Origin of the sequence: Ruminococcus sp. NK3A76 (genome assembly GCF_000686125.1) — a bacterium.
Taxonomy (GTDB): domain Bacteria; phylum Bacillota; class Clostridia; order Oscillospirales; family Ruminococcaceae; genus NK3A76.
The window spans coordinates 2,438,788-2,453,280 of record NZ_JMMA01000002.1 but is presented as its reverse complement, the minus strand read 5'-3'; the positions used below and the strand labels follow the sequence as shown (position 1 = coordinate 2,453,280).

14 protein-coding genes are annotated in these 14,493 nt (G+C 51.2%); 7 read left to right on the top strand and 7 right to left on the bottom strand.

What is annotated here, in order from left to right:
• Positions 1-30 precede the first annotated feature (30 nt).
• Positions 31-1,014, top strand: a complete 984-nt coding sequence (locus CD05_RS0111425; protein WP_028510608.1) for a biotin--[acetyl-CoA-carboxylase] ligase — start codon at positions 31-33, stop codon at positions 1,012-1,014.
• A 184-nt stretch (positions 1,015-1,198) separates the two neighbouring features.
• Here CD05_RS0111425 and spoVG read toward each other — a convergent pair whose 3' ends face one another.
• Entirely contained in the window at positions 1,199-1,471 is a 273-nt protein-coding gene (gene spoVG / locus CD05_RS0111420; RefSeq protein WP_028510607.1) for a septation regulator SpoVG, read from the bottom strand.
• A gap of 332 nt (positions 1,472-1,803) precedes the next feature.
• On the opposite strand from spoVG, the gene murC reads away from it, so the two are divergent.
• The 6 genes from murC (at position 1,804) to CD05_RS19860 (ending at position 8,666) form a co-directional block, all read left to right on the top strand.
• Positions 1,804-3,231: a UDP-N-acetylmuramate--L-alanine ligase gene (murC, locus tag CD05_RS0111415; RefSeq protein ID WP_028510606.1), complete on the top strand. Its 1,428-nt coding sequence runs from the start codon at positions 1,804-1,806 to the stop codon at positions 3,229-3,231.
• A 14-nt stretch (positions 3,232-3,245) separates the two neighbouring features.
• Positions 3,246-3,854, top strand: a complete 609-nt coding sequence (gene lexA / locus CD05_RS0111410) for a transcriptional repressor LexA (protein WP_037322972.1) — start codon at positions 3,246-3,248, stop codon at positions 3,852-3,854.
• 192 nt (positions 3,855-4,046) lie between these two features.
• Positions 4,047-4,745 carry a zinc ribbon domain-containing protein gene (locus CD05_RS0111405; RefSeq protein ID WP_028510604.1) on the top strand — a complete coding sequence of 233 codons (699 nt, stop codon included), beginning with the start codon at positions 4,047-4,049 and terminating at the stop codon, positions 4,743-4,745.
• A gap of 103 nt (positions 4,746-4,848) precedes the next feature.
• Positions 4,849-6,414, top strand: a complete 1,566-nt coding sequence (gene cls / locus CD05_RS0111400) for a cardiolipin synthase (RefSeq protein ID WP_028510603.1) — start codon at positions 4,849-4,851, stop codon at positions 6,412-6,414.
• 203 nt (positions 6,415-6,617) lie between these two features.
• Entirely contained in the window at positions 6,618-7,151 is a 534-nt protein-coding gene (locus CD05_RS18445) for a GNAT family N-acetyltransferase (protein WP_242841257.1), read from the top strand.
• 120 nt (positions 7,152-7,271) lie between these two features.
• Positions 7,272-8,666, top strand: coding sequence for a M23 family metallopeptidase (locus tag CD05_RS19860; RefSeq protein WP_051588966.1), 1,395 nt, complete (start codon positions 7,272-7,274; stop codon positions 8,664-8,666).
• Positions 8,667-9,201: 535 nt separating this feature from the next.
• On the opposite strand, the gene CD05_RS0111385 is transcribed toward CD05_RS19860, so the two are convergent.
• From CD05_RS0111385 to CD05_RS20680, 6 genes are all read right to left on the bottom strand, one after another.
• Positions 9,202-10,635 (bottom strand): M23 family metallopeptidase, encoded by a 1,434-nt coding sequence (locus tag CD05_RS0111385; protein ID WP_028510602.1) that lies wholly within the window; start codon positions 10,633-10,635, stop codon positions 9,202-9,204.
• Between the two features lie 17 nt (positions 10,636-10,652).
• Entirely contained in the window at positions 10,653-11,126 is a 474-nt protein-coding gene (locus CD05_RS0111380) for a GNAT family N-acetyltransferase (protein WP_242841256.1), read from the bottom strand.
• Between the two features lie 64 nt (positions 11,127-11,190).
• On the bottom strand, positions 11,191-11,781 hold the full coding sequence (locus CD05_RS0111375; protein ID WP_028510600.1) for a hypothetical protein: 591 nt from the start codon (positions 11,779-11,781) through the stop codon (positions 11,191-11,193).
• A 71-nt stretch (positions 11,782-11,852) separates the two neighbouring features.
• Positions 11,853-12,683, bottom strand: coding sequence for an HAD family hydrolase (locus CD05_RS0111370; protein ID WP_028510599.1), 831 nt, complete (start codon positions 12,681-12,683; stop codon positions 11,853-11,855).
• The gene (gene rmuC, locus CD05_RS0111365) at positions 12,680-13,870 is read right to left on the bottom strand and encodes a DNA recombination protein RmuC (RefSeq protein WP_028510598.1); all 1,191 of its coding nucleotides are present in this window, start codon (positions 13,868-13,870) and stop codon (positions 12,680-12,682) included. The genes CD05_RS0111370 and rmuC overlap by 4 nt, the downstream gene beginning before the upstream one ends.
• A 311-nt stretch (positions 13,871-14,181) precedes the next feature.
• Positions 14,182-14,349 (bottom strand): hypothetical protein, encoded by a 168-nt coding sequence (locus CD05_RS20680; protein WP_156947467.1) that lies wholly within the window; start codon positions 14,347-14,349, stop codon positions 14,182-14,184.
• Positions 14,350-14,493: the final 144 nt, after the last annotated feature.

Below are 14,493 nucleotides of genomic sequence, written 5' to 3'. Positions count from 1 at the left end.
CCTGACAAGTAAATGCTGAGGTGATAGCTTATGAAAACTTCACAGTATGTGCTCGAACTGCTCGAACAAAACAGAGGAAAGGCTGTTTCGGGCGAGGAGCTTGCAGCTGCCATAGGCGTATCGAGAAACGCTGTGTGGAAGGCTATCGAGGAGCTTCGCCGCAGCGGTGTGAAGATAAATGCAAAGACAAAGACGGGCTACTTTCTGCCCGAATCTGACAACAGCCTTTCAAAAGAGGGCATAACAGCCCTGCTCGGTGACGAGCGCTTTACGGTAGATGTGCGCCACACCGTCACATCGACAAACGACCTTTTAAAACAGCTCGCCGTGACCGGTACGCCGGAGGGCTATGCTCTTATAGCGGCCGAGCAGACTATGGGCAAGGGGCGCTTTGGCAGGAAGTTCTATTCCCCTGACGGGAGCGGTGTTTATATATCGCTGCTGCTGCGCCCGAAGATGAAGGCCGAGGATTCGCTTTTCATAACAACTTCTGCGGCAGTCGCCGTGTGCCGTGCAGTCGAGACGATATCCGGCGGCAGGCTGAGCCCGAAGATAAAGTGGGTAAACGACATCTACATCAATCAGAAAAAGGTCTGCGGTATACTTACCGAGGCGGCCGTGAGCTTTGAGAGCGGTATGCTTGATTATGCTGTCTTAGGCATCGGCATAAACATAACCACTCCCGAGGGGGATTTCCCTGAGGAGATAAAGGGCATAGCCACCTCGCTTTTCGGCGGCACCGAGCAGGACAACATAAGAAACCGCATTGCTGCCGAGGTGCTGAAAGAGCTTGGCGGCCTGATAGATGCCCCTGACGACAAGGCCTGTCTGGAAGAATACAAGCAGCGCCAGCTTCTGATAGACCGTGACATCGTCGTGATAAAGGGTGACAAGCGCATATTTGCAAGAGCCCTCGGCGTTGATGAGCGTGCAAGGCTTTGCGTGCGCTACGAAGACGGCAGCACGGAAGCCCTGATAAGCGGCGAGGTAAGCGTAAGAGCGGCAGGAAACTAAAGGCAACACCGCACGACCCGCGGCTAACGCCTCTGCACATCATCTGCTTGCCAGCTTTCCGTCATATTACCCAAATTCTCCTTGACTTGCGTCAGCAAGCCTGCGTCGAATTTAGGCAATCTGACGAAAACCTGGACGGCGCATACTGATGCACAGGGGTCGTGCGGTGTTGCCCTAAAGGCTGTCAGGAGCTCATGCTCTGCTGAACTGCTTTGTAGTAGGCGGCGAGTATCTTCTGTTCGAGGTCGGCTCTTGCCCCGAAGGATATCGGGTGAGCAATGTCACGGTAGACACCGCTGTCGTCCTTGCGTGACGGCATAGCGACAAACAGTCTGCTGCTGCCCTCGATGACCTTTATATCGTGGATAGCTATCATCCCGTCGATAGTTATACTCACTATAGCCTTTAGCTTCCCCTGTTCGAGCAGCTTTCTTACCTTGATATCGGTTATTGTCATGATATTACGTCCTTTCCTTAGTCAGGTAACAGGTAACGGGTAACAGGTTACAGGTAACAGGTAACAGTTGAGGTGCGGCTTGCGCCGCATTATTTTAAGGCAACACCGCCTGATAACAGGCCGAATGGCCATAATGTGCGGCGCAGCCGCACACATTAACTGTTACCTGTTACCTGTTAACTGTTAACTAAATTAAGTGTTGGCGGCAGGGATTTTTTTATTCAAAATAGGGCTTTATTTTTGCGGAAAAATAGTGTATAATATAGTAGAACAAATCTATCCTTATTGCAAGTGATATTTAATCAGATAATGAAAAGAGGCATTGACTTGATATGGTCGATAAAAACATTTTAAACGGCAAAAAGCATATACACATGATAGGCATAGGCGGCTCGGGTATGTATCCGCTCGCACAGATACTCCACTCGCAGGGGTATCTGCTGACAGGCTCTGACAACAACGAGACTGAAACGCTCGACGCTGTAAGAAAAATGGGCATCAAGGTGTTCATGGGTCAGGCAGCAGAGAATATCGAGGGGGCAGACCTTATCGTCTATTCGGCAGCTATCATGGCAGACAACCCTGAGCTCGTGGCTGCAAAGGCGAGCGGCGCTGACGTTATCGAGCGCTCAGACCTGCTCGGTATCGTGACAGGCTGGTATGACAACGCTATCTGCATATCCGGCACACACGGCAAGACGACGGCATCTTCGATGACAACACAGATACTCATGGAGGAGGGCGTTGACCTCTCCTGCGTTATCGGCGGCAAGCTCAAGGCCATAGGCGGCTCGGGCAGGGCAGGACAGAGCGATGTTATGGTGTGCGAGTCCTGCGAGTTTGTTGATACGTTTTTAAAGCTCTCGCCTGATATAGCAGTGATACTCAATGTCGATGCCGACCACCTTGATTACTTCGGCACTCTTGAAAACATAATCAAGAGCTTCAGAAAATTTGCCTCAATGGCTTCCAAGTGCCTTGTTGTCAACGGCGATGATGAGAACACCCTCACGGCAGTTGACGGGCTTGACAAGAGGATAGTTACCTTCGGCTTCGGCGAGGATAATGACTACAGCGCCAGGATAACCGCAAAGAAGGGCTTAAGGACTGACTTCGAGCTTTATGTAAAGGGCGAGAAGCAGGGGGATTACTCTATCTTTGTGCCGGGCGAGCATAACGTGCTCAATGCGCTTGCATCTATCGCCGCTGTAAGAGAGGTCGGCGTGTCGTATGACGGCATAAGAAAAGGCCTTGCAGAGTTCCGTGGCGCTATGAGAAGATTTGAGAAGATAGACGAGATAGACGGCATCACGATAGTCGATGACTACGCCCACCACCCGAATGAGCTCGCAGCTACGCTCATGGCGGCAAAGGGTCTTGACTTTGAGAGAGTCATCGCTGTGTTCCAGCCGTTCACCTATTCAAGAACTGAGATACTCATGGAGGATTTCGTGACGGCTCTGAGCATCGCTGATGTGTGCGTGCTCACTGATATATTCGGCAGCCGTGAGAAGAACACCCACGGCATCTACACCGAGATGCTCGGCGATAAGATAGACGGCTGCGTTTACTTCAAGACACCCCACGAGATAGTTGACCAGCAGACGGCAGAGCAGAAGGACAAAAACTTCGCTCAGGTAATAGATTATCTTTTTGAGAATGCAAAAGAGGGCGACCTTATAATGACCCTCGGCTGCGGTGACGCATACAAGATAGCCAAGAGACTTGCAAAGAAACTGAGACAGGCCAGAGGCGAATGAAAGGATGTGCCGGTATGAAGCAGACAAGAAAAAAGAGGATAACCGATAAGGAAAGAAAGGTATTTGAGTTTATCAAGAACTATGTTGACGAGAACAACTACGCACCTACTGTAAGAGAGATACAGGAGGAGTTCGGGCTCAAATCTACCTCGACTGCGCACAGATATATCATCACTCTGTCGCAGAAGGGGCTTCTGGAGCGTGAGAACAACTGCAACCGTGCTATAAGGATAGCCGGCTACAACAAGACCACGACTATTCCCATTGTAGGCACTGTCACAGCCGGCAAGCCGATAACCGCCATAGAGACAGTTGACGGCTACATAACCATGAGCCTTGACAAGAGATTTTCAGGCAAGCTGTTTGCCCTTAAGGTAAGGGGCGAGAGCATGATAAATATAGGTATCTTCGACGGCGACACCGTCATCGTCGAGCAGACAGAGGTGGCCTCAAACGGCGATATCGTGGTCGCTCTCGTAAACGACGACGAGGCAACTGTCAAGACCTTCTATAAGGAGGACGGCCATTACCGCCTCCAGCCGGAGAACGACACTATGGAGCCTATCATAGTTGACGAGGTAAAGATCCTCGGCAAGGTCGTTGCAATGATGAGATATTTCTGACCCTTCGCAGATCACGGGCTGGTCTGCAAAAGGGGTAATGCCGGCTACGCAGGCACGGGGCGGGCGCAAAGCCCCCCACATAAGCCGTCTTCGGCGGCTTGCCCGAGCAGGGCATTCATCGCCGAAGACGATACATCAATTGTGCATTGTGCATTATGAATTCTGCATTAGAAAAGAGTGGTGAGATTTCTTATGAGTGAAAGGTGTGTAAACTGCGGCGCATTGCTGCCTGAGGGCGCAAAGCTGTGTACGAGCTGCGGCAAGATAGTCGCTAAAAACAACCGCCTGCGCACAGAGCCTTCGGCAATGAGAAAGCCCACACCTGATGTGACCACTCAGTCAAGAGTGTATTCCCACAAGCCCACCCCCACGGCCTACGCAGACCCTGAGGACGAGCCTGTGATAAGAGAGCGCCGCCCGGCACGTCCTGCGCAGGATACCGAGCGCCGCCAGCCACGCCCTGCCAAACAGGCAGAACACAGAAAAAAGCCCTCTGCAAAGGGCAAGGCAAAGAACACCAAGCAGAAAAAGAGCTCCGGCAAGGCTAAGTTCATCATCGCTGTGGCGGTGTTTGTGGCAGCCGTGCTGCTGCTTTTGTATATGCTTATTTATATGCTCAAGGTCAGGGAGGCTAAAAAGCTCTCCTATGAGACTGACTCGCCTGTAAAGATGAGCTATAGCAATTTCGGCGATGCGGCAGATAGTTTCTTTGACAAGGCCGAGTGGGATTATGATATCCTCTCGGGCAAGGTGACTGTCGAGGGAGAAAACAAGGGCACGCACTATAAGTATGTCTTTGAGGACGGCAAGGTCGCATATGTCGAGGTGGGCAGTGAAAAGCTCACAGATGAAAGAGAAGTGGATATTCTCGTTGAGAGAATGTTCTTATAGTATACCAGTTTATATTTTCGCCTGTGCCGGCTGCCAGACATGATAGCTGCCGCAGGCGGCTCGTTGTTTTATGTATATTACGCTTTTGGAAAGGGCAGACGGCATGAGACGGAACAAGGAATTTGAGCCTAAAAAGATAATAAATGCGGTCTTTTCGCAGAAATTTATCGTCATATCGCTGCTGCTTTTGCAGATAGCATTCCTTATTTTTGCGGTCGTGTCGCTTGCCGGGCAGTTTGTGTTCGTGTATTATTTCTTTATAGCTGTCGAGCTCATCGCCGTTATGTATATCATAAATTCCGGCGAGAACCCGGCATATAAGCTCGCATGGATACTGCCGATACTCATTTTCCCGATATTCGGGGCGTTTGCGTTTATATACCTCAAATTCCAGAGCAGCTATCGGTATGAAAAGAACCTTTCGATAAAGAAGATAGAGAACACCAAGCCGTATCTTAAGCAAAAGGCATCTGTCATAAAGGCTCTTGAACAAAAGAGCAGCGGTGTGTCAAACCTTGCGCACTATATGAGAGTGTACGGCGGCTATCCGATATATCAGAACACAGAGGTGACCTATTTCAGGCTCGGCGAGGAGAAGTTCCATGCTATGGTAAGAGAGCTTGAAAAGGCAAAACACTTTATCTTTATGGAGTATTTCATAATAGACAAGGGCTATATGTGGGATACCATACACGAGATACTTGCACGCAAGGCAAAACAGGGGGTCGAGATAAGGCTCCTCTACGACGGCATGGGCACCCAGTCGGAGCTGCCATACAGGTACGACAAAAAGCTGCGTGCCGAGGGGATAGACTGCAAGGTCTTCAACCCATTCGTGCCGCTCGTGACTACCATACAGAATAACCGTGACCACAGAAAGATACTTGTTATCGACGGACACACAGGCTTTACCGGCGGCGTGAACATTGCGGACGAATACATCAACCGCAAGGAGCGCTTCGGTCACTGGAAGGACACGGCAGTAATGCTCAGGGGCGAGGCCGTGTGGAACCTGACGATGATGTTTTTCCAGCTGTGGGAGATAACCGGCGAGCAGTCGTCCGCTGAGTATGACAACTACCGCCCGTCTTCCTTTGAGCGCCTCGGCATTGAGGACGACAGCTTTGTGCTGCCTTTCTCGGATTCGCCGCTTGACGATGAGAACGTAGGCGAGCTTTTGTATATGAATATAATAAACAACGCCCGTGATTACGTCTATATCACCACCCCCTACCTTATCCCCGACAACGAGATGATGACCGCCCTCTGCTATGCTGCAAAAAGCGGAGTCGATGTGCGGATAATCGTTCCCGGCATACCGGATAAGTGGTATATAAGGCTTATCGGCCAGTCGTTTTACAAGGAGCTTATCGCAAAGGGCGTAAAGATATACGAATACAGCAAGGGCTTCATACACGCCAAGAACTTCCTTTCTGACGACAGCAAGGCAGTTGTCGGCACGATAAACCTTGACTACCGCAGCCTGTATCTGCACTTTGAGTGTGCGGCTTTCATGTACGGCTGCGAGTGCATAGCAGACATAAAGGACGACTTTGAGGATATGTTTGAAAACCGATGCCGCAGAGTCACCTACGAGGAGTGCGCATCACGCCCCATAGCGCAGAGAATGCTGAGCGCCGTGCTCGGGCTTTTCGCACCGCTGCTGTAGAGAAGGGCTGACAGATGGAGATATTACCCGTAACACAAAGGCAACACCGCACAAAGACCGCCTGAAGGCTTTGTACGCAACTTACTTGCATCTTTTCCGTCATATTACACATTTTTTCCTTGAAATACGGTAGTATTCCTTCGGAAAATCTGTGCAATCTGACGAAAAAGCTGACTGCGCAATTTGCGCACAATCTTCGTGCGGTGTTGCCCAAAAACGCTGCCGATGCAGGCAGTATAATACACACCTCGTGGAACGAAGCCTACAAAGGCCTTGTTCCTGAGGAAATGTTAGCAGCGCAGACGAGCGAAAAATGCACCGCCCGTGCGCAGAGATACAGCGAGTGCTACCGAATAGCCTATATAGACGGCGAGGCGGCAGGCACGGTATGCTTTGTGAGCGATGCGAGGGACTTCTGCACACACCGGGACGGCGGAGAGATACAGGCGCTTTATGTGCTTGAAAGGTTTCAGCGGCAGGGTGTGGGGAGTGCGCTCATGCAGACGGTGTATGAGACTCTCGGGCAGAGAGGGATAACGCTTTTTGTGCTGGACGGCAATGACAAGGCGATAGACTTCTACAAAAAGCAGGGCTTTGTATTCACCGGCAGCGAGCTGAACGAAGGCGGCGTCACAGAGCTTGAGATGTATAAAGGCAACACCGCACAAAGACCGCCTGAAGGCTTTGTACGCAACTTACTTGCATCTTTTCCGTCATATTACACATTTTTTCCTTGAAATACGGTAGTATTCCTTCGGAAAATCTGTGCAATCTGACGAAAAAGCTGACTGCGCAATTTGCGCACAATCTTCGTGCGGTGTTGCCTAAATAAACATAACACAAAAAGGAGCAAAAGAATGAGATCATTCAGGCTGAAAGGGATAATGGCGGCGGCAGTCGCACTGATACTATCGGTAAGCGTATTCGGCGGTTCGGGGGTAATGACCCTGGCTTCCGATTCTGACGAGCCGGCAGAGCAGACTGAGAGCACAGCGCAGGGCGAGGGAGCAGTTGACAAGACCGAGGTCAAGGACATGGACAGCTACCGTGAGCGCCTCAGCGAGATAGCAAAGGAGCAAAAAGAACTCGATGAACAGCTTAAGGAAGCTCAGGACAGCATCGAAGAACAGGCAAAGATACAGACAAACATCACAAAGCGCATAAACTCCTTAAACGAGGAGATAAACATAACCCAGAACTACATAAACGAGCTCGATGATCAGATTTCAGCACAGCAGGAGCGTGTTGACAAAAAGCAGAAGGAGATAGACGAAGGCATCGAGGACTTCAAGGGCAGGCTCAGAGCTATGTACGTTGCAGGAAGCGACAGCTATGCAGATATCCTGCTCGGGGCTGATGATTTTTACGATATGCTCATGAAAATGGAGCTTGTAAGGCGAGTTGCCGACCACGACAAGAACGAGCTTGACAGGCTGGTCGCCTTAAAAGAGGAATACGACAACCAGAAGACCATTCTCGAAGGGCAGAAGGACGAATACAAGCAGCAGTATGATGCCCTTGCTGAGAAAAAGCAGTATCTTGACGACCTCTACAGCAAGAGCGAGGCCGCAATGCAGGAGTCGGAGCAGCTGAAGAAAAAGCTCGCCGAGCAGAACAAGATACTGAACTCTGAGAAATCGCAGTATGCTGATAAGCTGTCGGAATTCCTAAAGGACGACTACGGCGACTCGGCAGAGGAGACAGGCAGGATGCAGACAGAGCTTGCAGCGATAAAGAAGCTGCGTGAGCTGTGGGCAGCCCAGGCCAAGGAGCAGGCCGCTGACAAGGACAAGGAAAAGGACGAGCAGGAGGAGACGAAAAAGGGCGTGTGCCTTTACAACTTCGGCTGGCCCTGCCCGGCTACCAAGCAGGTGACCTCGGGTGTCGGCGCAAGGTGGGGCACGACCCACAAGGGCGTTGACATCGGTGCGAATATGGGCAGCGAGATAGTCGCTTCCGAGGGCGGCACGGTGGTCGTTGCATCAAACACTTGCACGCACAATGTTCCCAAGGACGGAAGCTGCGGCTGCGGAGGCGGCTACGGCAACTATGTCATAATCGACCACGGCAACGGCTTTATCACCCTTTACGGACACCTCACCGAGGCGACCGTTGCAGTAGGGCAGAAGGTAGACAAGGGGCAGAAGATAGGCATCAGCGGCACCACCGGCTATTCGCTCGGCCCCCACCTGCACTTCGAGCTCCGCTACGGCGGCAACTATATGAACCCGCTGTCGTTTGTGACCTATTGACAAATCGTCAATACCGTGCTATAATATAGAAAGAAGGTGCCTGCACTGAGCGGTCACCTCCTAAATGGTTGCATTAAAATAATAGCCGCCTATGTGGAAGATGGGCGGCTATTTCTTTTTATTATTGCAGATCTCTACTACGAGACTGATTATCGCTGTGATAAGTAGTAAGGCAACACCGCACGACCACCGGCATATGCCTTTGTACGCCATATGCTTGCATATTTTCCGTTATCTTACACATCTTTCTCTTGAAATACGGTAGTATTTCTGCGAGAAATCTATGCAAGCTAACGAAAAATCTGACTGCGCATCTGACGCACAATGGTCGTGCGGTATTGCCTTAACAAAGTTAAAACCTCAATAACGCTCATTACTGCTCACCTCCCTTGCAGGAGGAAGATTTGACCGCCACGCCGTGCAAACACCCGTAGCAGTATTATAGCACAAAAAAATGTACTTGTCAAGTTTTGTAAAACAATATCCCCTTTGCTTTTTTGGCAAAGGGGATCATTTTATCTGTTATCTCAGCTTATCAGCTCACATACTGCGTCGGGTCTACCGGGTTGCCGTTTAAGCGCACCTCGAAATGACAGTGGTCGCCTGTTGACCAGCCTGTAGTGCCGACCTGGCCTATCTTCTGACCCTGCTCGACGTGCTGCCCGGGTGTTACAGCGACGGAATTCTGCTTCATGTGTCCGTAGAGCGTCCAGTAGCCGTTGCCGTGGTCGATTATGACGTAGTTGCCGTAACCACCGCCGCAGCCGCAGCTGCCGTCCTTGCCCCAGTCGTGTGTGCAGTAGCCGTCAGCGACGAGAACAGTGCCGCTCGCTGCTGCCACGACGTTTGCGCCGCGCACGCCCCAGTCGCTTATGTCTATTCCCTTGTGGTAAGCTCCCCAGCGCCAGCCCATGTATGAGGTTATGCCGTAATGCCCCGGCACAGGCCATATAAAGCCGGTGCTCGACGAAGGTGCTGTGTATTCTTCTTCGTCATCGTCTTCATCGGGCTCGGTGTAGCTGTCGCTGCTGCCCGTGTCCTGCTGTTGCTGCTGTTGCTGTTGCTGCTCGGCCTGCTGCTGCGCCTGACGCTGGCGCTCTGCCTCTGCCTTGGCTTCGGCTTCTGCCTTTTCACGCTGCTTGCGAGCTTCTTCCTTTTTGTAGAGAGCCTGCAGGTCTTCCTCGAACTTGTCACGCTCGCTTTGCAGCTTCTCCTTGTTCTTCTCATACGCTTCCTCGGTCTTTTGCAGCTCTTGGATTATCTTCTCGCTCTGCCGGTAGAGGGAAGCGAGCTTTTTCTTCTGCGCCTCGCTCTTTTCCTTGCGTGCTTTGAGCTCGTCGTTTGAAGTCCTGAGCTCCTCCTGGTTCTGCTCTAAAACACCGAGCTGTGCCTCGTAGTCGTTCTTTATCGCAATAAGACGGTCTATCTCGTTGTTGTCGTGGTCTGTGACACGCTTGATGAGCTCCATTTTCATGAGCATATCGTAAAAGTCATCAGCCCCGAGCAGTATGTCGGCGTAGCTGTCGCTGCCTGCTATGTAGAGAGCCCTCAGCCTGCCCTTGAAGTCGTCAATGCCCTGGTCTATCTCCTGCTTTTTCTCAGCGACTGCCTTTTCCTGCTCTATGATGTCTGCGCCAAGGCGTTCTATCTTCTTGTCAAGCTCGGTTATCGACTCGCTGAGTGTGGCGATAGTCTCGCTGACAGTCTCTATCTGCTCCTGTATCGCCTGCTGGTTCTCCTCGTGGGCGGAGATGTCGTCCTTGGTCGAGGCTATCTTTTCGTCAAGCTTCTCCTGCTTCTTTTCCAGATCGGATATCTTGCTCTTTTTGTCCTCTATGTCCTGCTGGTTCTGCTGTGCTTCCGAGGCGGCGGCTTCTCTGAGCGTCTGCCCTTGTCCTGCTGCGCCTGTGCATATCACGAGTGCGAGCGCAAAGGATACCACAGCCTTTAATCTGTATTTTCTTTTCATTGCTTTGTCCTTTGAAATCATATCTTTTTGAAAAAGCTCACATGAGCCTTAAGCTCTCCGAAGCCGTTCTTCAAGTAAAACCTGTACGACGGCTTGTCGTTGTCGGTCTGTAGGAATATCCCGTCAGCGCCACGCTTTTTGGCGTCCTCCTCCACCATTGAGAGAAACCTGCTGCCGATGCCGCTGCCCTGCATATCAGGGGCTATGCAGAATTCTTCTATGCTGTAGTTCGTGCCCTCCCACCAGTGGCGAAGACTGCCTGTGGAAAGTGCTATGAGCCTGCCGTCTTTTATCAGCCCGTAGTTGAGTGAATTCGGGCAGCAGGCTATGTCGCTTATGTATGCGTAAAGCTGCCCTTTGTCGCTCCAGTCGTCATTCCACGGCTCGCCCATAAAGGCGCTTTTGATAAGCTCTGCCATCTGCGGCAGATAGGTCTCGTCAAGAAGTATAAAGCTCTCGTTACTTTGCATGGTCTTAAGTCGTTCTCCCATAGTTATAAATCGCCATAGCACCTGTGATGATACGCAGGTGTTATGGCAGTCTGGTTCTGATAGTTTATTTGTAAAGATCGTCAAGATTGTTGAGCTTGCTCGTGTCGAGGCCGTCCATTTCAGCTGCGCTGTCGTACTGCTTGTTGCCCTCGGGGTTCTGAGCGTAGTAGTTGTCAGGCTGGCCGTACTGCGGCTGGCTGTAGTTCGGCTGCTGGTATGCAGTCTGTGCAGGCTGTGTGTATGTCGGCTGTGCCGGCTGCTGATAAGTCTGCTGATACGGCTGCTGATAAGTCTGCTGATACGGCTGCTGGCCGTACTGGTTATTGTAGCCGCCGGGCTGGTTGAAGTTATTCGGCTGGCCGTAGTTATTATAACCGCCCTGACCGAACTGGTTGTTCTGGCCGTACTGATTAAACTGGTTCATCGGGTTCATCGGGTCGAAGTAGGGCTTTTTGCAGCAGCAGACGATAAGGCCTATCCACCCGAGCCAGAAGCCCCACCAGAAGCCCTTGTTGAGTTCGTCTGGGTAGCCCTTTGTCTTTACTATGTGCTTGCTGACAAAGCCCCAGAGGAACATTCCGGCAAATGCAAATAAAAGACGTACTACGAGTGATACCGTGTTGATAGTTTCAAGTGTGTCGCTGCTCATTAACATAAGATCATCCTCCCCTGAATAAGCGATGCAAAAAAGACTTACGCATCATTGTCTGTTTGTATTATTATAGCCTAAAAATCGCCTTTTGTCAATACATTTTCATATATCCAGTGCGCCACACCGTCCGAGTCATTTGACCCGATAACAGCGTCTGCTTTAAGTTTCAGCTCCTCGCAGGCATTGCCGACGGCATAGCATTCGTCAGCCGCTGAAAAGAGCTCTGCATCATTCAGCCCGTCGCCGAATGCGACTATCCTCCCGCAGCCGAGCATTTTAGCAAGCTCCTTTGCGGCGTTTGCCTTGGTAGCAGCCTGCGGCATCACTTCGAGCCAGTAAAAATCATCATATGTGTCGTGCTGAAAAAGGTGTATGCCGTACCCCTCGCACAGGCTGTCAAGAGGGGAGAGCTGTTCCTTGCTGCCGAGGTAGGCAAGGTAGAATATCTCGCCCATGCAAAGCTCCTCGGTAGTGCTCACCTCACGAAGCCTCGGGTCGGCTCTGTCACGGGTGCTGACAAAATGGCTCTGCTCGGGGGTCAGCCGCTCTGTTATGTAGGAAAACTTTTCGACCCCGTCTATCACCGAATAGACTATCGGCCATAAGCCTTTTTTTGACAGCGTGTCGATGAGCGTGAGTATCCGCCCGCTCTCAAAGGTGTGCCTTGCAAGGTACTCGCCGCTTTGCGTGTCCCGGATAAACACCCCGTTGTAGAGTATCGCCGGGAAGGGCAGGTCAAGCTCTTTTGTGACAGCGCCGGCTGTTATCAGCGAGCGTGCCGTCGCATAGCTAAAGCAACCGCCCTTTCTTAAAAGCTCTGCTATCACCGAGGCAGTGAATGGGGTTATCTGCTGGCTGCTGTTTAAAAGTGTGCCGTCAAGGTCGCTGACATAGAGTGTTTTCATTCGTCCCCCTTACTGTCCGGTATTTCGGACATATCAACTTTATCAAGGCTCTTTCTTATAGCCCTTGTGCGAACGCCGACCAGCCGCTCCATTTCATCATCGAGCTGATGTATCCTTGTCTGTGCGGAGCTTAGTACCTTGTCAAAGCTCTCGAATTCCTTCTTGACCGATGCGAGCAGCTGCCACACCTCGTTCGAGCGCTTTTGTATCTGCAAGGTCTGAAAGCCCATCTGCAATGAATTGAGCATAGCCGCCATAGTCGAAGGCCCTGCGATGCTGACGCTGTATTCACGCTGCAATATCTCAACGAGCCCGTGGCTCACCGCCTCGGCATACAGCCCCTCGAACGGCAGGAACATTATGCCGAAGTTTGTCGTATGCGGCGGCGAGACGTATTTGTCTCTGATGTCCTTTGCACTTTTCTTGATAACGCTTTCAAGTGCCTTGTATGCGTTCTTTACAGCCTCCGGGTCGCCTGTGTCGTATGCTTGCTGGAGCGCTGCGTAGCTGTCTCCCGGGAACTTTGAATCTATCGGCAGGTAAAAAAACTCACCCTCGCCGCCTGCCGGGAGCTTTATCGCAAACTCGACGTGCTCTCTGCTGCCGGGGATAGTTGCTACCTCGGTGTCATACTGCGACGGCGCAAGTATCTCGGAGAGTATATTCCCAAGCTGTATCTCGCCCAAGATACCCCTTGTCTTGACGTTTGAGAGGACTTTTTTGAGGTCGCCGACACCTGCGGCTATGCTCTGCATCTCACCCAGCCCCTTGTAGACCTCGGCAAGCTGCTCGTTTACCGTCTTGAAGCTCTCGCTTATCTTGCCCTCCAGGCTCTTTTGCAGGCGCTCGTCTACCGTGCTGCGCATCTCGTCAAGGCGCTTGTTGTTGTCCTCCTGAATGTAGTAAAGGCGCTTTGCCATTGTCTCACGCATCATGTCGAGCTTCTGCTCGCTGTTTGTTTCAAGCGTCGATATGCGCTGTTCGAGGGTGCCTAAGCGCTCTGACATATTGCTGCTTATCAGCTGCCCCATGTTTGAGACAGAGCTGTCGATATCACGCCGCATCTCCGAGCCGAGCTTTCTTATCTCCTCGTCATTTGAGCCCGAGGGCTGTCTCAGGCTCAGCACTATCTGCACTACCAGCAGCACAACCACAAGTGCGAGTATTACAAGTATAAGGGTATCCATGTTGTTCTCCTCTCTATAACAGGCCTATGACAGGCCTATGACAGGTAACAGTTAACAGGTAACAGTTAACAGTTGATGTGTCGGCTCACACCGACATTATGCCCATTCGGGCGGTAACGCTTCGCTCAGTGAATAGTGAATAGTGAAGAATGAATAGTGAATAGTTACGGTGTGCGCCAAAGGCGCACGGTATGGCCATTCGGCCGCCCCCTCCGCCCCCCCCTGTTAGGGGAATTCTCGGCTCAACCGTTAACTGTTAACTCCTCAACTGTTAACTAAAAAAGCGGCAGGGGTCGCCTGCCGCCGTGATATTATGCCTTTTCAAGCAGGAAGTAGCTCTCACTTCCGGTATTCTCAAAGCCCTTGATGACCCAGCCGAGGTGCAGCATATCATTGAGCTGCTCCATTCTCTGGAATCTGTCAAGGCTCGGAGCGTTTACCCCTTCAGCTGCCTTGGTGATGTAAAACTTCTTAAGCATATCTGCACTCTCCTTTCTGTCAGCTCACAAGTACGATAAATTGTACTATTACTCTATACTACAATTATACACCTTTGCGAAAACGTTTTGATTGACAAACGAAAAATTTTCAGTTAATATTTCGTGAAGAAAACGTTTGCGGTT

Bases quoted from the DNA above. Each gene is read 5' to 3' on its own strand.
- CD05_RS0111385 (WP_028510602.1), bottom strand. From the start codon at position 10,635: ATGAAAAGAAAATACAGATTAAAGGCTGTGGTATCCTTTGCGCTCGCA.
- CD05_RS20680 (WP_156947467.1), bottom strand. From the start codon at position 14,349: ATGCTTAAGAAGTTTTACATCACCAAGGCAGCTGAAGGGGTAAACGCT.
- lexA (WP_037322972.1), top strand. From the start codon at position 3,246: ATGAAGCAGACAAGAAAAAAGAGGATAACCGATAAGGAAAGAAAGGTA.
- CD05_RS0111370 (WP_028510599.1), bottom strand. From the start codon at position 12,683: ATGAAAACACTCTATGTCAGCGACCTTGACGGCACACTTTTAAACAGC.
- murC (WP_028510606.1), top strand. From the start codon at position 1,804: ATGGTCGATAAAAACATTTTAAACGGCAAAAAGCATATACACATGATA.
- CD05_RS0111425 (WP_028510608.1), top strand. From the start codon at position 31: ATGAAAACTTCACAGTATGTGCTCGAACTGCTCGAACAAAACAGAGGA.
- CD05_RS19860 (WP_051588966.1), top strand. From the start codon at position 7,272: ATGAGATCATTCAGGCTGAAAGGGATAATGGCGGCGGCAGTCGCACTG.
- CD05_RS0111375 (WP_028510600.1), bottom strand. From the start codon at position 11,781: ATGTTAATGAGCAGCGACACACTTGAAACTATCAACACGGTATCACTC.
- rmuC (WP_028510598.1), bottom strand. From the start codon at position 13,870: ATGGATACCCTTATACTTGTAATACTCGCACTTGTGGTTGTGCTGCTG.
- cls (WP_028510603.1), top strand. From the start codon at position 4,849: ATGAGACGGAACAAGGAATTTGAGCCTAAAAAGATAATAAATGCGGTC.
- CD05_RS0111405 (WP_028510604.1), top strand. From the start codon at position 4,047: ATGAGTGAAAGGTGTGTAAACTGCGGCGCATTGCTGCCTGAGGGCGCA.
- CD05_RS0111380 (WP_242841256.1), bottom strand. From the start codon at position 11,126: ATGGGAGAACGACTTAAGACCATGCAAAGTAACGAGAGCTTTATACTT.
- spoVG (WP_028510607.1), bottom strand. From the start codon at position 1,471: ATGACAATAACCGATATCAAGGTAAGAAAGCTGCTCGAACAGGGGAAG.